This window comes from Actinoplanes ianthinogenes, from assembly GCF_018324205.1.
Taxonomy (GTDB): domain Bacteria; phylum Actinomycetota; class Actinomycetes; order Mycobacteriales; family Micromonosporaceae; genus Actinoplanes; species Actinoplanes ianthinogenes.
Genome location: NZ_AP023356.1, coordinates 1,501,794 through 1,523,943, shown reverse-complemented (window position 1 = coordinate 1,523,943; position 22,150 = coordinate 1,501,794). Strand labels below are relative to the sequence as shown.

Here is a 22,150-nt window from a genome sequence, read left to right as displayed (position 1 = left end):
GTTCACGCGGAGACACCCAAGAGCTCGTGGGACATCCGCCACCAGCGGTCCCGGCGGTCCGCGGCGGGCGGGAAGTAGGTGTCGTACCGGGGCACCGCGTCCGGGCCGGTGCGCGCCACCATGTTCAGCACGCACCCGAGCAGCGTGGCGTTCACCGCGTGCAGCGCCCGGACCGCGGCGGTGACCTGCGCCGACGTGGTGCGCCGAGCCCGCACCACGAGCAGCGTGCCGTCCGCCCGGGCGGCGACCACCGCGGCGTCGGTGACCGGCAGCATCGGCGGGCAATCGAAGATCACCACATCAAACCTTTTCCGTACGTCGTCGACCAGCTCGGTCATCCGCGGCGAACTGAGCAACTCACTGGGGTTCGGCGGCGTACGCCCACTGGCCAGCAGCCACAACCCGGCCCCCCACGGCTGGAGCACCTGCTCCAGCGCCGCGGTGCCGTCCAGCACCGTGCTCAGCCCGGCCGAGCCCTCCCGCCCGAGCAGGGCGGCCAGCCGTGGCTGGCGCAGCTCGGCGTCGACGATCAGCACCCGCTGCCCGGCCTCGGCGAAGAGCAGGGCCAGCCCGCAGGCGGTGGCCGACCGGCCCTCGCCGGGAACCGCGCTGGTCACCGCGAGGGTCTTCACCGAGTTCGCGGCGGCCGCGCACTGCACCTGGGTGCGCACCTCGCGCAGCGCCTCGGTGCGGGGTGACGCGCTCGGCGAGACGAACGGGCTGCCCTCGTCGATCGGCACGGCGGCCAGCACCGGGGCGGACGCCAGGACGCCCAGCGCCTCGGCGTTGCGCACCGTGTTGTCGGCCACCTCCCGGCCCACCGCCCCGGCGGCCCCGATCACCAGCCCGACGACCGTGCTGAGCGCGAAGTTGTTGAGCGCGTTCGGCGCGACCGGATCCTCTTCCAGAGCCGGCCCGGAGACGACGGTGACCTTCACCGTCGACGGTTTGGCCGGCGACGGGCGCTCCAGGTTCTCGACCGCGTTCTGGAAGCGTTTGGTCAGCCGGGTGAGCAGCAGCAACGCGCGGTTGGGGTCGGGGTCCTCCACGCTGACCACCATCATCACCGTGTCGGGGACGTTCTCCGACGAGATCGCGTCCCGGACCTGCTGTACGTCGAGGTTCACGCCCGGCGTGCCGGCCAGCGGGGTGGCCACCTCGTCGCTGGTCAGCAACTTCGCGTACGTGGTGAGTCGGCTGGTGTTGAACAGGCTGGCCGGGTAGAGGTCGGTGGCGCCGACGACCGGGGTGGAGAAGACGAAGGTGACCCGGGCCGCGTACACCGGGGTGGTGTTCAGGTTGACCACCAGCGCCACGCCCAGCGCGATGACCACCGAGATCAGCATCAACAACCAGTGCCTGCGGGCGACCCGGAAGTAATCGCGTAGGCCCACCCCGACCTCCCGTTTCCCGGCTATAGGCCACGATATGGCGATGTCGGGTGCACTTCACCGGTATCGAACAATTCCGTTTTAATACTGATTTGCACTGCTACTCTGCCCGCATGAGGGGCGCACGCCTGCTTCCGCTGCTCGTGGACGGCGCCGCATGGGGAGCCGGCCTGCTCGCTGCGGTCCTCGCCCGGTACGACTTCGCCCCCGGCCGCCGAGCCGTGGCCGGCACCCTGGTCGCGGTGGCCCTGGCCGTCACCCTGCAAGCCGCGATCGGGCACACCCGGCAGCTGTACCGGGGCCGCTACCGGTTCGCCAGCTTCGACGAGCTGCGCGCGGTGGCCACCACCACCGCCATGGCGACCTTCACGCTGACCGCGGCCGTCGCGCTGCTGTCGCCCCACCCGGTCCCGCTCGGCCTGCCCGCCCTGGCCGGCGCGGCCGCCCTGACCCTGATGCTCGGCGTCCGCTACGTCCGGCGGGCCCAGCTGTCGCGCCGGCTGCGCCCGGACGTCCGCACCGCCGCCCCGGTGATCCTGTTCGGGGCCGGTTCGGCCGGCGCCAACCTGGTCGCCTCGATGCTGCACGACCCGAAGGGCCGCTACCTGCCGGTCGCGCTGATCGACGACGACCCGGCCAAGAGCCGGCTGCGGATCCTCGGCGTGCCGGTGCTCGGCCGCCGCGACGACATCCCCGCCGTGCTCGCCCGCACCGGTGCCGAACTGCTGATCTTCGCGGTCGCCAACTCGAACGCCGCGCTGGTCCGGGAGATCCGCGACCGCACCCTGGCGGCCGGCGCCGCGTTCAAGGTGGTGCCCTCGGTCAGCGAGCTGATGGAGAACGAGGTCGGCGTCGGCGACATCCGCGAGGTGCAGGTCACCGACCTGCTCGGCCGCCACCAGATCGACACCGACCTGACCACCATCGGCGGCTACCTGACCGGTAAGCGGGTGCTGGTCACCGGCGCGGGCGGCTCGATCGGCTCGGAGATCTGCCGCCAGGTCCACTACTTCCAGCCGGCCGAGCTGATGATGCTGGACCGCGACGAGACCTCGCTGCTGGCCGTGCAGCTCTCCATCGACCCGCAGGCCCGGCTGGACGACCCCGCGGTGATCCTCGCCGACCTGCGCGACGCCGGCCGGATCCGGGAGATCTTCCGGACCCGCCGGCCGCAGGTCGTCTTCCACGCCGCCGCCCTCAAGCACCTCGCGCTGCTGCAACGGCACCCGGCCGAGGCGGTCAAGACCAATGTGCTGGGCACCCTGAACGTGCTGGAGGCGGCCGAGTCGGTGGAACGGTTCGTCAACATCTCCACCGACAAGGCGGCCGACCCGACCAGCGTGCTCGGCTACTCGAAACGGATCACCGAGCGGCTCACCGCGTGGACCGCGCGCCGCCGCCGGGGGACGTTCCTCAGTGTCCGGTTCGGCAACGTGCTGGGCAGCCGGGGGTCGGTGTTCACCACGTTCAGCACGCAGATCGCCGAGGGCGGGCCGGTCACGGTCACCCACCCGGACGTCACCCGGTACTTCATGACCACCCAGGAGGCGGTGCACCTGGTGATCCAGGCCGCCGCGATCGGGCAGGACGGCGAGGCGCTGGTGCTCGACATGGGCGAGCCGGTGCGGATCGCCGAGGTGGCACGGCAGATGGTCGCGCTGGCCCGGAGGCCGATCGCCATCGAGTACACCGGGCTGCGGCCGGGGGAGAAGCTCGCCGAGACGCTGTTCGGGGCCGGGGAGACGGACCGCCGGCCGATCCATCCGCTGATCTCGCACGTCGAGGTGCCGCCGCTGGATCCGGCGCAGCTGCGGATCCCGGCCGCCGACGCGGACACCGCGGTGGTGATCGCCCGGCTCGCCGAGGAGTGCTCGCTGCCGGCCCTGCGTCCCGCTTTCGACGAGGCGGTCTGAAACCGACAAAGGTGAAGAATGCCATTCTCCAGCGCGAAAGGCATTCGCACTGCTGCAATCGGGGCATGGAACGCCGGAGTGACGACGACCGGCCCGAGCCGAGGCCGGCCCGGGCCGGCGTGCACGCGGCGCTGCGGGCCTGGCGGGAAAGCCTGATCGATCTCGGGGACAACAACCGCCTGATCAACTTCACGGCCGGCAACGCCGACCTGGTGGAGATCACCGCACCCGAGCCGGACCAGGTGGTCGCCACCCTGACCCGCGGCGCGACCCGCGCGCTGACCGGCCCGGGCGGCGCCGAACCGGCCTTCCGCACCGAGCTGCCGGAGCGCTCGCTCGGCCCGGTGCTGCGCCGGATGCTCCGCCGCGACCAGCAGGAATACCTGGACCGCGGTGTCTCGGTGCTGCACCTCGCCCTCGGCCTGCTGCACTGGCGGCCGCTCGGCGAGGAGGACGAGTCCGCCACCGAGCCGGCCGGTTACGCCAGCCCGTTGCTGCTGCTCCCGGCCGAGCTGGTCACCGGCGAGCTCGGCGAACACCCCGAGCTGCGGCTGCGCGACGAGGAGCCGGTGGTGAACCCGGCGCTGGCGCTGCGGCTGCGCCGGGCCGGCATCGTCGTCCCGGCCCTGGAGCCCGGCGCCGAGCTGAACGTGTCGAAGTTCTGGTCGGACTTCACCGACACGGTGGCCCGCCGGCACGGCTGGCACATCGAGCGGACCGTCATCCTCACCTGCCTCACCTTCCACAAGGAGGCGATCTACCGCGACCTCCAGGAGAACGAGGAGCGCATCCTGGCCCACCCGGTGATCCGGGCGCTGGCCACCACCGACCCCCGGCGGCAGACCGACCAGTTCCGGTTCACCCCGATCCGGCCGGAGGAGGTGGACCGGCTCGCCCCGCCCGAGGACGTGCCGCTGGTGCTGGACGCCGACTCGTCGCAGCGGGCCTGCGTGGCCGCCGCCCTGGCCGGGCACAGCTTCGTGATGGACGGCCCGCCCGGGACCGGCAAGTCGCAGACCGTGGCCAACATGATCGGCGCCCTGCTGCACGCCGGGAAACGGGTGCTGTTCGTCTCGGAGAAGGTGGCCGCGCTCGACGTGGTCCGCAACCGGCTGGCCGAGGCCGGGCTGCACCGCTACATCCTGGAACTGCACGGGCAGCAGGCCGGTCGCCGCGAGGTGGCGACGCTGCTGGCCGCGGCGGTCGACGAGGCGCCCGAGGTGCCCGGCGAGGGACCGGCCGTCGACCGCGGCGCGCTGCGCGAGCGCCGCGAGCGGTTGACCCATTTCGCGTACGCCATGAACGAGACCCGCCACCCGCTGGGCGCCAGCCTGCACGAGATCATCGGCCGGTGCGCCGGGCTGACCGAGGCCCCGGCCGCCCCGGTCCCGGCGATCACCCCGGGCGCGCTCACCCCGGACGTGATGCACCGGGTCCGCGAGGCCACCGACCAGCTCGCCCGGTCCTGGCGGGCCATGGTGGACGGCGACGGCCTGCTCTGGCGGGACGTGATCACCCGGGAGCCGCTCGACCCGGCGCTGAGCCGGGCCGAGAAGGCGCTCGCCGCGCTGGCCCGCTCGGCCCGGATCGCCGACCGGGCCGCCCGGGCGTTCGGCCTGGTCCGGCCCGCGGACGCGGAGACGCTGGCCCGGCTCGCCGAGCACGCCGGCCGGCGCCCGGACCGGGTTCCGGACGCCTGGCTGACCGCCACCGACCTCGACCCGGTCCGCAAGGCCGCCGACCGGCGCGGCGAGGAACTGGCCGCCGCGGCCGCCGCGGCCGAGGCGGTGCAGCAGCGCGCCGGAGTGCCGTGGACCGCCCTGCCGTCCGCCGCCGACCTGCCGATGCCGCCGTCGCTGGAGGGGCTCACCGCGCCCGTCCCGCTGGAGACGCTGACCGCGGCCGAGGCCGACGAGCTGGCCCGCTCGTTCACCCGGGCCGCCGAGGAGTTGGACCGGCACCGCCGCGCGGTCAACCGGGTCACCACCAAACTCGGCCTGCCGCAGGCGCACACGATCCGGGACATCTCCCGGGTGGCCGCGGTCGCCGAGCTGGGCGCCCGTCCCCACAAGCCGGAGCGGTTCTGGTTCTCGCCGGGCGCCCTGGCCGGCGTGCAGGCCGGCGCGAGCGCGCTGCGCCGGGCCCTGGAGGGGCTGGTCGCGGCCGAGATCCAAGCCCGGCCGTACTTCTCCGAGGCGCTGCTGACCCAGCCCGTCGAGGAGCTGGCCGAGCGGTTCGCCACGGTGCACCGGGGGTTCGGGAAGCTGCGGGCGGCGTACCGGCGGGACAAGCGGCAGGTGGCCGGGTTCGTGCTGCCGACCGCGCATCTCGGCGACGCGATCGACCGCCTCGGCACCGCGGTCGCCTGGAAACGGGCGCTCCAGGAGCTGGCGGCGGCCGAGCACCGGTACGCCACCGCACTGGGCCGCTACTGGCAGGGCCGGGCCACCGACTTCACCGCCCTGGAGGAGGCGATCGCGGTGGCCACCGCGGCGCTCGCCTCGGCCCCGCAGTCCGGGCTGGACGCGGTGCTCGCCTACGTCTGCGCGCCGGCGCCCGACCCGGAGCCGATCCACGTGCTCACCGAGGCCCGCGAGGCGCTGCTGCGCTGGCAGGCCACGCTGCGCCCGGCGCCCTACCCGGCGGCCCGGCCGGAGCTGGTGTCCGGCCCGATCGACGACGCGATCGCATGGTTGCAGGCGCACGTCACGGCGCTGCGCGCGGTCGCCGAGACGGTGCGCGCGTTCGACGCCGCGACCGGGCGGACACTCGACTATGCCGAGGCGGTGCGGCTGGCGGAGCTGCGCGCGGCGGCCGCCCAGGCCGAGGCCGCGCTCCGCGACGGGTCCACGGACCTGACCGAGGCCGACCCGGCCGCGCTCGCCGCCGCCGTCGACTGGGCCGCGACCGCCCGCGGGTTCGCCGGCGGGCCGCTCACCGAGGAGCAGGTCGCCGCGCTGCGGGACCTGCGGCCGATCACCGGGCTGGCCGAGCGGGCCCGGGAGTGGGCCGAGGCGAGCCAGGCGGTGCTCGCCGGCTTCGGGCCGGCCCGGCAGAGCGACCTGCGTGACCGCTTCGCCGACTATCAGCGGGCGGCCGCCTTCCTGCGCGACATCCGGGACGACAGCAGCGGGCAGGAGGAGTGGTTCGCCTGCCTGGACGCCCGGGACGTGCTCACCTTCCACGGGCTGGACGCGGCCGTCGAGTTCTGCGCCGACCAGCACCTGGACAGCGCCGACGTGCCCGCGGCACTGGAGCGGGCGCTGTTGCACGGCTGGGTGGACGCGGTGGTCCGGGCCGACGACCGATTGCTGCCCTGGCGGGCCGAGGACCGGGATCGCCTGCTCGCCGAGTTCCGGCAGGCCGACGAGAAACTCGCGGCGGTCGCGGCCCGCGAGATCGTCGCGGCCGTGGAGGCGCGCCGGCCGGCGGCCGACAGCGCCGGCGCGAACCTGTTGCGGCGCGAGGCGATGAAGGCCGACCGCCAATCTCCGGTACGCGATCTGATCGCCCGCGCCCGCGACGTCGTCCTCGCCCTGCGTCCCTGCGTACTGGCCTCGCCGCTGACCGTGAGCCAGTCGCTGCCCCCGGACATCGGGTTCGACGTGGTGATCTTCGACGAGGCGTCCCAGATCACCCCGGCCGACGCGGTCAACTGCGTCTACCGCGGCCGCTCCCTGATCACCGCGGGCGACGACCGCCAGCTGCCGCCGACCTCGTTCTTCGACCGGGCGTTCACCACCGTGCCGGACACCGAGGTGCTCGACTACCAGTCGGTGCTGGAGCTGGCCAAGGCCTGCGGCGCGTTCCCCGGGATGGGCCTGACCTGGCACTACCGCAGCCGTAACCAGGCCCTGGTGGCGTTCGCCAACGACGCGTTCTACCAGGGCCGGCTGAGCACCTTCCCGGCGCCGGGCAGCGGCGGCGCGGACACCGGGGTCGAGCTGTTCCCGGTGGCCGGCGTGTACCGGCGGGCCACGAGCCGGGACAACCCGGTCGAGGCGGAGCGGGTGGCCGAGCGGATCGTGCACCACTTCACCACCCGCCCGAACCGTTCCCTGGGCGTGGTCACCTTCTCGGTGGCCCAGGCCGAGGCGATCGAGCGGGCCCTGGAGTCGATCGCGGCCGGGCATCCGGCGCTCGAGCGCGCGGTCGCCGACGACCGGCTGCACGGCTTCTTCGTGAAGAGCCTCGAGTCGGTGCAGGGCGACGAGCGGGACGTGATGATCTTCTCGATCGGCTACGGCTACGACGAAGCCGGCAAGATCAGCGCGAACTTCGGGGCGCTGAACCGGCCGAACGGCTGGCGCCGGCTGAACGTGGCGATCACCCGCGCCCGGCACCGCGTGGAGCTGGTCACCTCGATCCTGTCCCGGGACGTGCCGGAGTCGGAGAACGAGGGGGTCCGCCAGCTCGCCGCGTACCTCGACTACGTGGAACACGGCGTCGGCGACACCCGGTCGGACCTGGCCGACGGGGTCGGCGAGTTCGTCGAGTCGGTGCTCGAGACGGTCCGGTCGTGGGGCTATCCGGCACGAACCGGCCTCGGCACGGGCGGCGGCCGGGTGGACATCGCGATCCGGCACCCGGACGACCCGGCCGGCGACTACCTGCTCGGGATCCGGGGCGACGGGCCGGGATACCGGGACTGCCCGGCGGCCCGGGACCGGGACCGGCTCACCGATCAGGTGCTGACCGAGCTGGGCTGGCGGTTGCACCGGGCGTGGGCGCTCGCCTGGTATCGCGACCGGGCGGGGGAGGAGGCCCGGCTGCGGGCCGCGCTCGAACGGGCCGCGGCGGCGCGGCCGGGGCGGTCCGGCGCGGTGGAGGCGCCTGCCGCCGACCGCGCCCCCAACGCCCGTCCCCGCGTGCTGCGTGCCGCCCGCACCGCCCGCCACTAGTCAGGATTCCGCAGTTCCTCCAGCGAGGCGCCGCTCAGGACCCGTGCCACGTTGGCCGCGTGGTCGTCCGCCACGAGTTTCCGCGCCAGATCCTCCAGGCCGGCGAACTCACCGAAACGAGTCTGCAGGAAGAGTGTCATCGAGCCGACCAACCCCTCCTCGCAGCCCTCCTCGTAGCCCTCCTCGTAGTCCTCCTCGTAGCCCTCCTCGCGGCCCTCCTCGCGGCCGAGGTTGAGGTTCTCCTCGGCGATCTCGCGGCCGACCTCGGTTTCCGTGAGGTTGAATAGCATGCCTCTACTCCTCAATGCCGCGACAATCTGAGCTGTGACGTCCTCTGTGGCTCGCAGTCTGAACTTGATCCGGACCAGGCGTTGCTCCGGGTCGGGCAACGCGGCGGCCCGCACAGGTGCCGACATCCCACTGACCATCCTTTCGATGTCTAGGACTTCCGCAGTTCGTTCAGCGAGGCGCCGCTCATGATCCGTGCCACGTTGGCTGCGTGGTCGTCGGCCACGAGTTTGCGCGCCAGGTCCTCCAGGCCGGCGAACTCACCGAAGCGGCTCTGCAGGAAAAGTGTCATCGAACGGACCAGCCCCTCTTCGCGGCCGAGGTTCAGGTTTTCCTCGGCGATCTCGCGGCCGACCTCGGTTTCCGCCAGGTTGAATCGCATGCCTCTACTCCTCAGTGCTGTGACGATTTGACGGGCGATGTCCTCTGCTGCGAGCAGGCTCATCTCGGTCTGGACCAGGCGTTGCTCCGGGTCGGTCTGCGCGGCGATCCGGTCGGCCACCCGCTCGACGACGTCGGGCGGGCGCCTGGTCGACCACAGGGCGAGCGGGGCCAGCGGGGTCCGCAGCACTTCCTCCGGGTCGAGGTCCTCCGGGACGTTGACCACCCGGTAGTCCAGGCTCAGGCAATCGCGCTGGAATGAGCCTGGGTAGCCGCCACCGTCGGGCCAGATCACGGTCTGGTGGATCCGGTGTTTCGACTCGTCGTACTTGTCGGCCAGCCCGACCCAGTAGCCGACCATCCGGACCTGGAAGTCGGCGGTGCGCTGGACCTGGACCTCGATGTGGTGAATGTCGACGATGCCGTCCGTTGCCAGAGCGGCGAACACCTTGTCCATGTGCATGCTGCGTTTGCGGTTTATTTCGGTTGGGCCGTCGACGATCACGACCGCCTCGTCGACCTCGACGCCGCACAGCAGGCGCAATGTGTCTTTCGGATTGGCTTCCAGCAAGGCCTTGAACAGGCCGTCGTAGTCCCGGATGGCTTCGCGTGGTCGTGGTACCCGTGAGGTGCCGGACCTCTTCCCCGTTTTCCGCCCGCTTCCGGCGGTGGTAGGTGGCATGCGACAACTGTACGCGGAGCAGGTGACTAGCGACAAGGGGCCGTAAGGGGTACGAGGCGCGTCTTTGCCCGCACAAAAGGAACGCGGGTTGATCAGGGACTCTGATCAACCCGCGTTTCGGCACCGGTCAGCTAGGAAGCGTCTCTCGGATCATGGTTTGGCCCAGAGCAGGATCCCTGCGAGGGTGAGTGCGGCCTGGTAGTGGACGGCTAGTTTGTCGGTACGCATGGCCAGGCCGCGCCATTGTTTGAGTCGGTTGATGCAGCGTTCGGCGATGTTGCGCTGTCGGTAGGCGACGGGGTCGAAAGCAGGTGGACGGCCGCCGTGACTGCCTCGCCGCAGACGATGTTCTTGCTGGTCACGCGGCTGTGGAATGGTTGCGCGGATGCCGCGGCGGCGCAGCCAGGAACGGATCGCCCTCGACGAGTACGCCTTATCCCCGAGAACCCGCCGTGGCCGTTGTCGTGGCCGTCCGGATCCTTGGCGGGGCACGCGGATGGCGTTCATGACCGTTTCGAACTGTGGTGCATCACCGGCCTGGCCGGCGGTGACCACCAGGCTCATCGGTCGGCAGCAGGAATCGGCGGCCAGATGAAGCTTGGTGGTCAAGCCGCCGCGGGACCGGCCGAGGCCGTGGTCGGCGGGTTCTCGCCGACGTGGTCTTTTCCCGGCCTGAGCCCGGCCGCATGCTGATGGGCGCGGACCACGGTCGAGTCGACTGCCGTGACCAACCAGTCCAGTTCGCCTGCCGCGTCCGCGTCGGCCTGCACCGCGGTCAGCACGTTCTGCCAGGTCCCGTCTAGGGTCCAGCGCCGGAACCGGGAGTAGGCCCCTTTCCACGATCCCAGTTCGTCGGGCAGGTCGCGCCACGGTGACCCGGTGCGGTACTTCCACGCGATCGCTTCGATCACCTCACGGTGATCAGCCCACCGGCCGCCGCGTTGCGGCGACCGGTCCGGCAGATGGGGCTCCACCCGAGCCCACATGTCATCAGAGATCCATCGACGAACCGGCACGTTCCATCAACGAGCCAACGTGATCCGAGAGACGCTTCCTAGGCGGCGGCGCCTCGCAGCAGGGCGTCGACCAGCGCCTCCGGCAGTTCGCCCTCGGAGACCCCGGTGGCCGAGCCGAACAGGCCGTGCATCATGCCTGGGCCGGAGAGCATCAGCACGGTGAGGTCGATGTTGAGGTCGGGGCGCAGCTCCCCGTCGGCGATGCCGCGCCGCAGGATCTCGCGCATCACCTCGCGGCGGGGCTCCATCACCGCGTGGTGCATCTGCCGCAGCTGCTCGTCGCGCATCAGCTCGGGCAGCAGGCACGCGGTCACCTTGCCGTAATCCTGCACCCGGGACGACCGGTTCGCCGTGACCAGGGCGATCAGGTCGTCGCGGACCGAGACGCCGGCCGGCTCCGGGATCGGACCCTTCATGCTGCGGACCGCGTCGATGAGCAACGCCTCTTTGTTCGGCCAGCGGCGATAGATGGTGGCCTTGCCGACTCCGGCTTTCGCCGCGACCGACTCGATCGAGACGGCTGCCGCGCTCTGCCCGTCGGCCATCAGCGCGAGCACCGCGTCGAGGATCGCCTCGTCGGCCTGGGCGTTGCGGGGCCGGCCAGGAGCCTTACGCTCCTGGCCGACGGTGGGGATGGTGCTGGTCATGGGCTCCATTGTTACCGACGGGTTACGCCTCAGCCAGGGCGACGCCCTGCTCCTCGGCCAGCACCGGGGTGTGCTGGCCCTCGGGCCGCTTGCCCGGCAGGAAGAGCGCCGCGACCAGCGCGCCGAGCAGCGCGAACACCAGCGAGCCGGCGGCCGCCCAGTGCATCGCGACCACGAACGAGTCGTTGGCGTGCTGGATCAGCTGAGCGCCGGCCGGGCCGGACCGCTCGGCCACCGCGTACGCCCCGGAGATCGACTCGCGGGCGGCGTCGGCGGCCTGGGCGGGCAGGCCGTCCGTGGCCGATCCGAGATGGTCACGGTAGACCGAGGAGAGCACCGCGCCGAGCACCGCGACGCCGAGCGCGCCACCGAGCTGGCGGATGGTGTTGCTGACCGCCGACCCGACGCCGGCTTTCTCCCGGGGCAGCGCCGACATGATCGACTCGGTGGCCGGCGGCATCACGTTGGCCATGCCGACGCCCATCAGGAAGAACGCGACGGCGACCACGGCGATCGGCGTCTCGGCGCCGATCACCAGCCAGGTGCCCAGGCCGACCGCGACCAGCAGCAGGCCGACCGTGCTGACCGCCTTGGGCCCGAACTTCTTCACCATGGTGGAGCTGATCGGAGCGAAGACCATCTGGCCGACCGCGAACGGGACGAACAGCGCGCCGGAGGCGAGCGGACCGTAGCCGCGGACCAGCTGGAGGTAGAACGCGCCGAAGAACATCGAGCCCATGGCCGCGAAGAAGACCAGGCCGATCATGCCGGTGGAGGCGGAGAACTGCCGGTTGCCGAAGAGGCGCACGTCCAGCGACGGGAACTCGATGCGGCGCTCGTAGAGCACGAAACCGACCAGCACCAGCAGGCCGGCGATCAGCGGGGCCCAGGAGAAGGTGTCGCCGAAGCCGTCCTCGCCACCCTTGATCACGCCGTAGGTGACCAGGGTCAGACCGACGATGGAGAGCAGCACGCCGACCACGTCGATGCGGCCCGGCTTGGGGTCACGCGACTCCGGGACCAGCGCGAACACCAGGACCACGCCGATGATCACGATCGGCACGTTGATCAGGAAGACCGAGCCCCACCAGAAGTGCTCCAGCAGGAAGCCGCCGAGGATCGGGCCGAGCGCCACGGCGAGACCGACCGCGCCGGCCCAGACGCCGATGGCGCGACCCCGCTCCTTCGGCTCGAAGACGTTGGCGATGATCGACAGGGTGGCCGGCATGACGGCGGCGGCGCCCAGGCCCATCACCGCGCGGGCGGCGATCAGCTGGTCGGGCGAGCCGGCGTAAGCCGAGATCAGCGAGGCGATGCCGAACAGGACCAGGCCGACCACCAGGGTGATCCGGCGGCCGAGCCGGTCGGCCAGGATGCCGGCGGTGAAGAGCATGCCGGCGAAGACCAGCGTGTACGAGTTGATGGCCCACTCCAGCTCGCTCTGGGTGGCGCCGAGGCCGCGCTGCGGGTCGGAGATGATCCGCAAGGCCACGTTGAGCACGGTGTTGTCGAGCACCACGACGAGCAGGCTGATCACCAGCACGCCGAGGATGGCCCAGCGTCGGGGATGCCCGGCCTGGGGTTGCGCTTGTGCGTTCATCCGGTGTTTCCCCCCGGTTTTGAAACGGAACTGTCTCGTATCTCAATGAGCACGCTAGTCCTCGAGCATAAGGAAACGGAACGCTCTCGTATCGAAAGTGTCGGGCGCCACATTTGACCTGGAGCGCACTCCAGCTCCTAGCGTCGTCGGCATGGAGAGAATGGAACTGGGACGGACCGGCACGCAGGTCAGCAAGCTCGCCCTCGGCGCCATGCAGATGGGCGGCGCCACCAGCGAGGCGGACTCGATCCGCATCCTGGACCGCTACTTCGAGGCCGGCGGCTCGTTCCTGGACACCGCCGACTGCTACGAGTGGTGGGCGCACCGGGGCAGCCGCGGCGGGCAGAGCGAGGAGCTGCTGGGCCGGTGGCTCAAGAACCGCCGGGATCAGGTCTTTCTCGCGACCAAGGGCAGCGCGGTGCCGGCCTGGTCGCAGGAGCTGTGGAACGCGGACGGCTCGGCGAACTGGGAGCTGGCCCGGCGCACCTTCGCCGGCGCCGGGGGTGACACCCTGCGGCACGCGCTGGACGGCAGCCTGAAGCGGCTCGGCACCGACCACGTCGACCTCTACTACGTGCACGTGGACGACCTGGCCACCCCGCTGGAGGAGACCCTGGAAGCCTTGAACGCTCTGGTCGTCGCCGGCAAGGTGCGCTATCTGGGCTGGTCGAACGTGCGTACCTGGCGGTTGGAGGCGATCCGGCAGCTCTGCGACCGCAACGGCTGGGCGGCCCCGGTCGCGCTCCAGCAGCAGCACTCCTACCTGCGGCCGAAGGCCGGCAACACCTCCGGCGCGATCGTCGGCCCGGAGCAGTGGGAGTACCTGGACCTGCACCGCGACCTCCAGCTGGTCGCCTACTCGCCGATCCTCAAGGGCATCTACGACGACCCGGCCAAGCGGTCCGGGCACTGGATGATGGAGAACTACGAGGGGCCGGACGTGGACGCCCGGCTGGCCGTGCTGAACGAGGTCGCCGCCGAGGTGGGCGCCACGCCGAACCGGACGGTGCTGGCCTGGCTGCTGCACCAGGCCGGGCCGTCGGTGGTCCCGCTGATCGGCCCGAAGACCCCGGAGCAGCTAGACGACCTGCTCCCGGCTCTGGACATCAAGCTGGACGCCGCCCAGCTCGCCCGGCTGGACGCGGCCGGCGCCTGAACCTGACGCCAGCTCCACCGACTCCCGCGGCTCGACGTCGGCCAGCTCCAGGATGCCGTCCGCGTCGACCGGGTGGGAGAGCAGGTAGCCCTGGGCGTACTCGCAGCCCAGCCGGGACAGCACCTGGAGGTCGGCGGCGTTGTCGACGCCCTCGGCGACGGTCTCCATGCCGAGGGCGTGCGCCATCTTCACCATCGCGTCGGCCAGCGAGCTGCGTGCCGTGTCGCGGTGGATGCCGGTGACGAAGGTCCGGTCGATCTTCACGACGTCCCAGCCGTGGTCGGCGACCCGGGCCATCGACGAGTAGCCGGTGCCGAAGTCGTCGACCGCGATCCGGACGCCGGCCCGGCGCAGCGGCCCGAGCGCCGCGTCGACGGTGGACGGCTCGGCCAGCCCGGTCTCGGTCAGCTCCAGGGTGAGCATGTCGGGCGGGGTGCCGGTGCCGGCGAGCGCGGCGAGCACCAGGTCGGCCGTGGACGCGTCGAGCTGTCGAGGGGACAGGTTGACCGCGACGGGGATCCATCGGCCGGTCCGGTTGTACCAGCCGCGCTGCTCGGCCAGGGACTGTTCGAGCACCTGCGCGAACAGCTGGGCGATGGTGCCGGCCGCCTCGGCGATCGGCACGAACACGGCCGGTGGCAGCACCCCGTCGACCGGGTGCCGCCACCGGACCAGGGCTTCCACCGAGCTGAGCTGCCCGTCGCCGACCCGGAACACCGGCTGGTAGACGCAGAACAGCTCGCCCGGGTGGGTGAGCGCGCGGCGCAGGTCGGCGTCCAGGCGCAGCCGTTGCGCCGCGCCCGAGCGGAGATCCGCGTCGAAGCGCACCATCCGGCCCCGGCCGGCCGCCTTGGCCTGGTACATCGCGGTGTCCGCGTCCTGCATCAGGACGTCCGGGTCGGCGTCCGGGTTGCCCGTGGTCCGCAGCCCGATCGACAGCGAGGCGAAGAACTCGGTGCCGTCGGCGAGCCGCATCGGCCGGCCCAGGTCCGTGGTCACCCGCTCGGCGATCGCGACAGCCTGCTCCTCGGTGGTGTCCGGCATCAGGATGACGAACTCGTCACCGCCGAGCCGGCACACCACGTCACTGTCCCGGACCGCGCCCCGCAGCCGGGTGCTGATCTCGATGAGCAGCTGGTCGCCGGCGTCGTGGCCGAGGCTGTCGTTGACGTCCTTGAAGTGGTCCAGGTCGCAGAAGAGCAGGCCGAGCCGCGCCGACCGGTCGGCCGGCAACGCGCTCAGCGCCATCGCCAGCCGGTCCATCAGAAGACTGCGGTTGACCAGGCGGGTGAGCGGGTCGTGCCCGGCGCGCCAGGCCAGCTCGTGGATCGGGCCGGTCAGCCGGAACGCGACCAGCCCCATGGAGAGCGCCGCCCCGACGATCAGCGCGACGTCCGGGTCCGGGTCCCAGAGCAGGTGCAGGGTGGGCAGGACCAGCGCGGCGGCGAACAGGATCAGGGCGCGGGTCAGGGTCAGGACGTTCACCGTGGACCGCCGGGGCGTGGTGACCACCATCGACGGGTGCAGGCCGGCCGTGCCGATCAGGATCGGCATTGCCATCCAGCCCAGGTCGATCAGCCCGCCCTCGGTGTACGTCCCGGCCAGTCCCTGGTGCGTGTAGAGCGCGTCGGAGACGAACCAGGCCACCAGCCCGGTCAGCAGCCAGCGCACCCCCGGCGTGCGCAGCTCGACGCCGAGCGCCAGGGCCAGCGCGCAGTAGACCACGAGCAGCGTGTTGATCGGCGCGGCCACCGCGAAGAACCGGGCGGCCAGGCTGCCGCCCACCGTCTCGGCCGGCTGCACCACCAGGATCCAGGCGATGCTGGCCAGCGGCGCGAGGATCACCGCGGAGTCGACGAAGGCGGTCCGGCCGGCCCGGGACGCGAGCATCGCGGTGCCGGCCGCGATGGTCAGGTGCCCGATCAGATAGAGCACGTCCGCGACCGGCGGGAACGGCGGATCGCCGCCGCGTGCGGTGTGCACCGCGAAGACGATGTCACCGGCCGCGGAGAAGAGCAGCCCGCCGGCGATCACCAGCCAGCCGTTGCGGCGCTGCGGGGCATGCCGCCGCAGACCCAGCCAGACCGCGGCCGGTGCGGTGCTGTTCACCAGCACGTAGATCCACCGGGTGGTGTCGTTGAACGGGGTGATCAGGTAGATCACCGCGAGCGCCGAGGTGACCAGCAGGTAGATCCACCACAGGTGGCGGGCGCCGCGGGTCTGCATGTCGCTCTTATCGGCCGGGACACGGTCATCCCGAGAGATCCGGGTTCTTCGTCCGCGGTGACGACCTTTCGTTTCTTTGTCAAAACCTTTGAACGGCAGGTTGATTTCCAGGATTGACAATTTACTGCCCGGCGACGACTCTGAGACCGTCGCCACAGCCGGTGAGCCCGCAGGTCCCCGGCACGTGGTCCCCGCGGCGTTCCGGTGGTGCGTGCCTTCGTGCCCTAGTCAGGGAGATATATAGATGATTGTCCGGAGAAAGTGGGCGGCTCCCGTGCTCGCCCTGACCCTGGCGACGACCGGCTGCGGCGGTGGCGCCGGTGACAAGCCGGCGGTCGCCGAGACGTTCGAGCTGACCGAGACCACCCCGGCCGCGACCGGCGACGTGGAGAGCGTCACCTGGGCGCTGCCCTCCGGCGAGCCGGCGTCGCTCGACCCCGCCCGGACAGGCGACTACTCGGCCAACACGGTCGGCACCAACCTCTGCGAGAGCCTGCTCCGGCTGAACACCGACTACTCCACGTCGCCCGGCCTGGCCAGCGAGGTCACCCAGCGGGACGCCACCACCGTGGTGATCACCGTGCGCGACAAGGTGACGTTCTGGGACGGCTCACCGCTGACCGCCGAGGACGTGGTCTACAGCCTCAAGCGGAACCTGGACCCGAAGCTGGCCTCGTACAGCGCGCACGTCTTCGCCAACGTCGCCTCGATCGACAAGACCGGGCCGCTCGAGGTGACCGTCAGGTTCAGGACTCCGGACGTGCAGTTCGTCCCGGACCTGGCCGGCGTGCCGGGTGCGATCATCCAGGAGAGGTACGCCACCAAGGCGGCCGCCGCGTTCGGCACTGCGAGCGGCGGGCTGATGTGCACCGGGCCGTTCCGGCTGGGCGGCTGGCAGAGCGGCCAGAAGATCACGCTGAAGCGGAACGACAACTACTGGGACGCCGCGCGCAAGGCGAGGGCGGCGACGTTCCAGTTCGTGTTCCTGACCGACAGCAGCACGCTGACCAGCGCGTTGCTCTCCGGCGAGGTGGACGGGGTGTACGGCGCGCCGGCCGGCGGCATGGCCACGCTGCGCAGGACCGATGCCGGCAAGCTGTACTTCGGGCCGAGCACCGAGACGGTCAGCCTGGGCGCGGTGGCCGCCGAGGGGCCGGCCGCCGACCCGAAGATCCGGCAGGCCCTCGACCTGGCGATCGACAAGCGCAGCTTCGTGCTCAGCGTGCTCAAGGGCGCCGGCGAGCCGCTGAAGACCTTCACCCCGCCGCTCGCCTGGAGCGGCAGCCCGGCCAAGAGCGTCTACGACGCCGGGTACGCGGCCCTGCCGGACACCTCGAAGGCCGACCTGACCAGGGCGAAGCAGCTGGTCACCGAGGCCGCGCCGAGCCGGAGGGACCTGGTGATCGCGCTGCCCGCCGGCGACCAGTCGCTGTTGCAGACCGCGACCATCGCGCAGGCCGCGGCGCAGCAGATCGGGCTGACCATGACGATCAAGCAGTTGCAGCCGGCCGAGTTCGCCGGGCTGTTCTACGACCCCACGCTGCGCAATGGCATCGACTTCATCGCCACCACCGGATACCTGGAGGTGCCGGGGGCGCTGTACTACGCGCCGGGCTTCGTGCTCCCGGGCGCGCCGTTCAACTGGACGAACTACGAGGACCCGGACGTCACCAAGAACATCGGGGCGGCGGTGTCGGCGACCGACCCGGCCGCGTCGGCGCGGGCGTTCGTGGCCGCGCAGGCGATCTACGGGCCGGCGAAGCTCCAGATCACCCTCGCCGAGTCGTACAACCGGCTGTTCCTGAACAAGCGGATCACCGGGGCGCCGGCGTCCTTCTCCTACATCTCGTCGGCCTGGGCCGCGCTGGTCGGTACGGCATGATCGGGTTCGTCGCCCGCAAGGTCGCCGCCATGCTGGGCACCGTCGTGGTGGCCAGCGTGGTGATCTTCGGAGCGCTGTACCTGGCGCCCGGGGACCCGGCGAGCATCCTGGCGGGCGGGCACGAGGTCACCCCGGCGACGATGGCGGCGATCCGGGCGCAGTACCACCTGGACGAGCCGTTCTGGGCGCAGTACTGGCACTGGGTGTCCGGGCTGCTCAGCGGGGACCCGGGCACCTCGATGGTGCTGAAGGTGCCGGTCACCACGCTGATCGGCGCGCGGATCGGCACCACGGCGCTGCTGGTGGCGTACGCCTCGGTCCTGATCCTGGTCCTCGGGGTGGCCCTCGGCGTCCTCGCCGGAGCCGGCGGCAAGGTGGTCGACGGCGCCCTGACGGCCGGCACCACGGTCCTGATGGCGGCGCCCGCCTTCGTGGCGGCCATCCTGCTGATCTGGATCTTCGCCACCAGGCTGGCCTGGTTCCCGGTGTTCGGCTCGGGCGACGGGTTCGGGGACGAGATCTACCACCTGACGCTGCCGGCGCTCGCGCTCAGCGGTGGCTATCTGGCCTACGTCAGCCGGATCACCCGCACCGAGGTGCGGGCCGAGCTCGCCGCCGACCACGTGGCGGCGGCCCGGGCCCGGGGTGTGCCGCGGTGGGCGGTGCTGCGGCGGCACGTGCTGCGCAACGCGGCGCCGCCGATCCTGGCGGTCTCCGGGGTGACGGTGGCCGGGCTGTTCGCCGGGACGGCGGTGGCGGAGCAGGCGTTCGGCGTGAGCGGGCTCGGGTCGCTACTGGTGCAGAGCGCGGCCCGGCAGGACCTCGTGGTGGTGCAGGTGCTCTCGTTGCTGCTGGTCACGGCGTTCGTCGTGGTGAACGTGCTGGTCGACTTGCTGAACGCCGCCCTCGACCCCCGGTTGGTGAAGGCATGACAGTCATCCCCATGCCACGATATTTCGGGAAAATCAGATTTTTCGCGCCTGGCTTCTGCGCTCTGGTCGTGCTCATCGCGATCGTGGCACCGTGGATCACCCCGCACGACCCTCACGCGGTCGATCCCCTGAACGCCTACGCCCCGTTCAGCGGCGAGCACCCGCTGGGCACCGACGACCTGGGCCGGGACCTCCTCTCCCGGCTCATCATCGGCACTCGGGCCAGCCTCGCCGGCCCCTTGATCGTGGTCCTCGCGGCCGGCGCCGCGGGCACCCTGCTCGCGGTCAGCGCCGCCTGGTTCGGCGGCTGGTTCGACGCCGCCGTCTCCCGGGCGCTGGACATCCTGTTCGCCTTCCCCGGACTGGTCCTGGCGATCACCGTGGCGGCGATCTTCGGGGCCGGGTTCGTCGCCCCGGTGGTGGCGCTCTCCCTGGCCTTCGTGCCGATGATCGCCCGGGTGATGCGGGCCGCGGCGCTGCGCGAGCGGAACCTGCCGTACATCGAGGCGCTGCGCGTGCAGGGCTTCTCCGGCTGGCACATCTGCCTGCGGCATCTGCTGCCGAACCTGGCGCCGCTGCTGGTGGTCCAGGCCGCGATCGGTTTCGGGTACGCCATGATCGACCTCGCCTCGATCGCCTTCCTCGGCCTCGGCCGGCAGCCCCCGGCCGCCGACTGGGGCCTGATGATCGCGAACGGTCAGCCGTCCATCCTGGCGGGTCACCCGCAACAGTCCATCGAGGCCGCCGTCGCCGTGGTGCTCACCGTGGTGGCGTTCACCGTGGTCGCCGAGCGACTGGCCGCCCGTTTCGGCGGCGATGTCCGATGACCGTGCTCGAGTTCGACCGGCTGCGCGTGACGATCGGCAACCGGCCGATCCTCCGCGAGGTCACCCTGACGGTGGCCACGGGTGAGGCGGTCGGCCTGGTCGGCGAGTCCGGCTCGGGCAAGTCGATGACCGTGAAGTCGGTGCTGCGCATGCTGCCCGCGGGCGCGGCGGCGGGCGGGACGATCAGGCTGCTGGGCGCGGAGATCGGCAAGCTCGACGAGGCCGCTCTCCGCAACCTCCGCTCCCGGGACGTCGCCATGGTCTTCCAGGACCCGCGGGCCACCGTCAACCCGGTCCGCACGATCGGCGACTTCCTCACCGAAGTGCTGCGTGACCAGGGTGTTTCCAAGGCGCAGGCGCGACAGCGGGCGGCCGGGCTGCTCGCCGACGTGGGCGTCGACCACATCGACCGGCGGATGCGGCAGCGCCCGCACGAGCTCTCCGGCGGGCTGCTGCAACGCGTGGTGATCGCGGCGGCGCTGGCCACCGAGCCGAAGCTGATCCTGGCCGACGAGCCGACCACCGCGCTCGACGTGACCACCCAGGAGGAGGTGGTGGCGATCCTCGACGAGCAGCGGCACAAGCGGGGGACCGCGCTGCTGTTCATCTCGCACGACCTGGAGCTGGCCGCGGCGGTCTGCGACCGGATCGCGGTGATGTATGCCGGCGAGATCGTCGAGATTCTGCCCGCCGCCCGGCTGCACGAGGACGCCCGGCACCCGTACACCCGGGCGCTGCTGCGGTCGCGCCCGGGCGCCGTCCCGCCGGGCGCCCGCCTGGAAACGGTCCCCGGCACGCCGCAGGCCGCCTTCGACGCCCCGGCCGGCTGCGTCTTCGCCGATCGCTGCGGGCATGCGACCGCCAACTGCTTTTCGGTACGACCGGTGCTCCGTCCCGTCGATTCCGGGTCGGCCGCCTGTCACCTGCTGGAGGAGTCCCCGCATGGTGCTTGAGGTGCGTGACCTGCGCAAAGTCTTCAAGGGCGGTTTCGTCGCGGTGGACGGCGTCAGCTTCGAGGTGCCGGACGGCGGGTCGCTGGCGGTGGTGGGGGAGTCCGGTTCCGGCAAGACCACGTGCGCCCGGATCATCACCGGACTGGAGCGCGCCACGTCGGGGACCGTCACCGTCGAGCGGGGTGTCGTCCAGATGGTCTTCCAGGATCCCTATCAGTCCCTGGACCGGCGGCAGACCGTGGCGAGCTGTCTCGACGAGGTGGTCGCGCACCACACGGCTTCACCGAAGGCCGAGCGAAAAATCCGGACAGCGGAACTCCTGGCGCTCGTCGGACTCGACGAGCGGCACGGCGCGGCTCTGCCGCGGGCACTCTCCGGCGGTCAGCGGCAGCGGGTGGCGATCGCCCGGGCGCTGGCCGCGAATCCGAGGCTCCTGGTGCTCGACGAGGCCGTCGCCGCCCTGGACGTCTCGATCCAGGCGCAGATCCTCAACCTGCTGGTCGACGCCCGGGCCGCCACCGGCATCGCCTACCTGTTCATCACGCACGACCTGTCCGTGGTCCGGCACGTCTGCGAGGACGTGGTGGTGATGCACCGCGGGCGGGTGGTCGAGTCGGGCAGGGTGGAGCGGGTGCTGGACTCGCCGGCCGAGGCTTACACCCGCAAGCTCATCCAGTCGGTTCCGCGCCCCGGCTGGGTGCCGGCCCGGGGAGCCGGTCGTGCCGGCTGAGCCTTGTCGAAAACGTCCGGCCGGGGAGTCAGTCGTGCGGGGTGAGCCGTTCCAGCAGCGACTCGGCGGCGGTCCGGACCAGCCCGCCGGAGGCGACCGGCAGCTGGAGCTCGGCCATCATCGAGTTACCCATCGCCAGGCACCACAGCCCGTACGCCACCGAGCGGCGGCCGCCCGGCGAGGCGGCCGGGTACTCCGCGGCGAGGGCGTCCTCGACCGCCTGGATCGCCTGGTTGTAGTGGGTCTGGAGGGTGGCCCGGATCCGCTCGTCGGCGATCCCCGCGGTGATCAGCTCGCGGATCACCGCGTCGTCGTCGCTGATCGGCAGGAAGCCGCTGCTGAACAGATAGTCCATCGTGAACGGCAGCTTCTCCCGGGTCTCCGCCCCGGCGATCTTGCCGATGAACTCGGCCTCGTACCCGGTGTAGAGCCAGTCGGCGAACCGGCGCAGCAGGTCGTCGCGGTTGCCGACGTAGTGCCGGACGTGGCTGCGGCTGAGCCCGGACTCCTCGGCGACCCGCTCCAGGGTCGTGCCGGCCAGGCCGTTCTTCTGGAGGCAGCGCGCGGTGGCCCGCATGATCTGCTCGGTCCGCTCCGCCGCCATGCTCGGCCGGCCCATCGCCGC

The 22,150-nt window shown here is 71.7% G+C and carries 16 protein-coding genes; 8 read left to right on the top strand and 8 right to left on the bottom strand.

The features are described from left to right. Positions 1-2: 2 nt before the first annotated feature. Positions 3-1,394, bottom strand: coding sequence for a tyrosine-protein kinase domain-containing protein (locus Aiant_RS06895; protein WP_189336913.1), 1,392 nt, complete (start codon positions 1,392-1,394; stop codon positions 3-5). A gap of 110 nt (positions 1,395-1,504) precedes the next feature. Here Aiant_RS06895 and Aiant_RS06890 point away from each other — a divergent pair, with 110 nt between their 5' ends. Together Aiant_RS06890 and Aiant_RS06885 are read left to right on the top strand one after the other, a co-directional pair. Then, positions 1,505-3,304, top strand: coding sequence for a polysaccharide biosynthesis protein (locus Aiant_RS06890; protein WP_189336914.1), 1,800 nt, complete (start codon positions 1,505-1,507; stop codon positions 3,302-3,304). A gap of 65 nt (positions 3,305-3,369) precedes the next feature. Next, the gene (locus tag Aiant_RS06885; protein WP_189336915.1) at positions 3,370-8,205 is read left to right on the top strand and encodes a DUF4011 domain-containing protein; all 4,836 of its coding nucleotides are present in this window, start codon (positions 3,370-3,372) and stop codon (positions 8,203-8,205) included. On the opposite strand, the gene Aiant_RS06880 is transcribed toward Aiant_RS06885, so the two are convergent. The 5 genes from Aiant_RS06880 to Aiant_RS06860 all read right to left on the bottom strand — a co-directional run bounded on the left by Aiant_RS06880 (position 8,202) and on the right by Aiant_RS06860 (position 12,819). Continuing rightward, complete coding sequence (locus tag Aiant_RS06880) at positions 8,202-8,495, bottom strand: hypothetical protein (RefSeq protein ID WP_212846989.1); 294 nt, start codon at positions 8,493-8,495, stop codon at positions 8,202-8,204. The two genes, Aiant_RS06885 and Aiant_RS06880, sit on opposite strands and share 4 nt — an antisense overlap. 149 nt (positions 8,496-8,644) lie before the next feature. Continuing rightward, entirely contained in the window at positions 8,645-9,556 is a 912-nt protein-coding gene (locus Aiant_RS06875; protein ID WP_212846982.1) for an RpnC/YadD family protein, read from the bottom strand. 150 nt (positions 9,557-9,706) lie between these two features. Next, positions 9,707-10,542 (bottom strand): IS5 family transposase gene (locus Aiant_RS06870; protein WP_425322662.1). Its coding sequence is split into 2 segments (ribosomal slippage): positions 9,707-10,222 and positions 10,225-10,542, totalling 834 coding nucleotides; the frame shifts between segments, so codons are not numbered across the junction. Positions 10,543-10,610: 68 nt separating this feature from the next. Beyond that, positions 10,611-11,219 carry a TetR/AcrR family transcriptional regulator gene (locus Aiant_RS06865; RefSeq protein ID WP_229831135.1) on the bottom strand — a complete coding sequence of 203 codons (609 nt, stop codon included), beginning with the start codon at positions 11,217-11,219 and terminating at the stop codon, positions 10,611-10,613. Between the two features lie 22 nt (positions 11,220-11,241). After that, positions 11,242-12,819, bottom strand: a complete 1,578-nt coding sequence (locus Aiant_RS06860; RefSeq protein ID WP_189335058.1) for an MFS transporter — start codon at positions 12,817-12,819, stop codon at positions 11,242-11,244. 151 nt (positions 12,820-12,970) lie between these two features. Between Aiant_RS06860 and Aiant_RS06855 the strand changes: the two genes are divergently transcribed. After that, the gene (locus Aiant_RS06855) at positions 12,971-13,975 is read left to right on the top strand and encodes an aldo/keto reductase (protein WP_189335059.1); all 1,005 of its coding nucleotides are present in this window, start codon (positions 12,971-12,973) and stop codon (positions 13,973-13,975) included. On the opposite strand, the gene Aiant_RS06850 is transcribed toward Aiant_RS06855, so the two are convergent. Then, on the bottom strand, positions 13,898-16,201 hold the full coding sequence (locus Aiant_RS06850) for a putative bifunctional diguanylate cyclase/phosphodiesterase (RefSeq protein ID WP_189335060.1): 2,304 nt from the start codon (positions 16,199-16,201) through the stop codon (positions 13,898-13,900). The genes Aiant_RS06855 and Aiant_RS06850 overlap by 78 nt on opposite strands. 244 nt (positions 16,202-16,445) lie before the next feature. Here Aiant_RS06850 and Aiant_RS06845 point away from each other — a divergent pair, with 244 nt between their 5' ends. From Aiant_RS06845 to Aiant_RS06825, 5 genes are all read left to right on the top strand, one after another. After that, on the top strand, positions 16,446-18,083 hold the full coding sequence (locus Aiant_RS06845) for an ABC transporter substrate-binding protein (RefSeq protein ID WP_189335061.1): 1,638 nt from the start codon (positions 16,446-16,448) through the stop codon (positions 18,081-18,083). After that, positions 18,080-19,015 (top strand): ABC transporter permease, encoded by a 936-nt coding sequence (locus Aiant_RS06840; protein WP_189335062.1) that lies wholly within the window; start codon positions 18,080-18,082, stop codon positions 19,013-19,015. Before Aiant_RS06845 ends, Aiant_RS06840 begins: the two co-directional genes overlap by 4 nt. Before the next feature lie 68 nt (positions 19,016-19,083). Then, positions 19,084-19,842: an ABC transporter permease gene (locus Aiant_RS06835; RefSeq protein ID WP_229831137.1), complete on the top strand. Its 759-nt coding sequence runs from the start codon at positions 19,084-19,086 to the stop codon at positions 19,840-19,842. Then, a complete protein-coding gene (locus Aiant_RS06830) occupies positions 19,839-20,795 on the top strand; it encodes an ABC transporter ATP-binding protein (protein WP_189335064.1) in 957 nt (318 codons plus the stop codon). Before Aiant_RS06835 ends, Aiant_RS06830 begins: the two co-directional genes overlap by 4 nt. Next, positions 20,785-21,525, top strand: coding sequence for an ABC transporter ATP-binding protein (locus tag Aiant_RS06825; protein ID WP_189335065.1), 741 nt, complete (start codon positions 20,785-20,787; stop codon positions 21,523-21,525). The genes Aiant_RS06830 and Aiant_RS06825 overlap by 11 nt, the downstream gene beginning before the upstream one ends. A 28-nt stretch (positions 21,526-21,553) precedes the next feature. Here the strand turns inward: Aiant_RS06825 and Aiant_RS06820 are convergent, their stop codons facing one another. Further along, positions 21,554-22,144: a TetR/AcrR family transcriptional regulator gene (locus tag Aiant_RS06820; protein ID WP_212846979.1), complete on the bottom strand. Its 591-nt coding sequence runs from the start codon at positions 22,142-22,144 to the stop codon at positions 21,554-21,556. Positions 22,145-22,150: the final 6 nt, after the last annotated feature.

Coding starts and splice junctions, on each gene's coding strand:
- Aiant_RS06890 (WP_189336914.1), top strand. CDS start 1,505: ATGAGGGGCGCACGCCTGCTTCCGCTGCTCGTGGACGGCGCCGCATGG.
- Aiant_RS06885 (WP_189336915.1), top strand. CDS start 3,370: ATGGAACGCCGGAGTGACGACGACCGGCCCGAGCCGAGGCCGGCCCGG.
- Aiant_RS06880 (WP_212846989.1), bottom strand. CDS start 8,495: ATGCTATTCAACCTCACGGAAACCGAGGTCGGCCGCGAGATCGCCGAG.
- Aiant_RS06875 (WP_212846982.1), bottom strand. CDS start 9,556: ATGCCACCTACCACCGCCGGAAGCGGGCGGAAAACGGGGAAGAGGTCC.
- Aiant_RS06865 (WP_229831135.1), bottom strand. CDS start 11,219: ATGACCAGCACCATCCCCACCGTCGGCCAGGAGCGTAAGGCTCCTGGC.
- Aiant_RS06860 (WP_189335058.1), bottom strand. CDS start 12,819: ATGAACGCACAAGCGCAACCCCAGGCCGGGCATCCCCGACGCTGGGCC.
- Aiant_RS06855 (WP_189335059.1), top strand. CDS start 12,971: ATGGAGAGAATGGAACTGGGACGGACCGGCACGCAGGTCAGCAAGCTC.
- Aiant_RS06850 (WP_189335060.1), bottom strand. CDS start 16,201: ATGCAGACCCGCGGCGCCCGCCACCTGTGGTGGATCTACCTGCTGGTC.
- Aiant_RS06845 (WP_189335061.1), top strand. CDS start 16,446: ATGATTGTCCGGAGAAAGTGGGCGGCTCCCGTGCTCGCCCTGACCCTG.
- Aiant_RS06840 (WP_189335062.1), top strand. CDS start 18,080: ATGATCGGGTTCGTCGCCCGCAAGGTCGCCGCCATGCTGGGCACCGTC.
- Aiant_RS06830 (WP_189335064.1), top strand. CDS start 19,839: ATGACCGTGCTCGAGTTCGACCGGCTGCGCGTGACGATCGGCAACCGG.
- Aiant_RS06825 (WP_189335065.1), top strand. CDS start 20,785: ATGGTGCTTGAGGTGCGTGACCTGCGCAAAGTCTTCAAGGGCGGTTTC.
- Aiant_RS06820 (WP_212846979.1), bottom strand. CDS start 22,144: ATGGGCCGGCCGAGCATGGCGGCGGAGCGGACCGAGCAGATCATGCGG.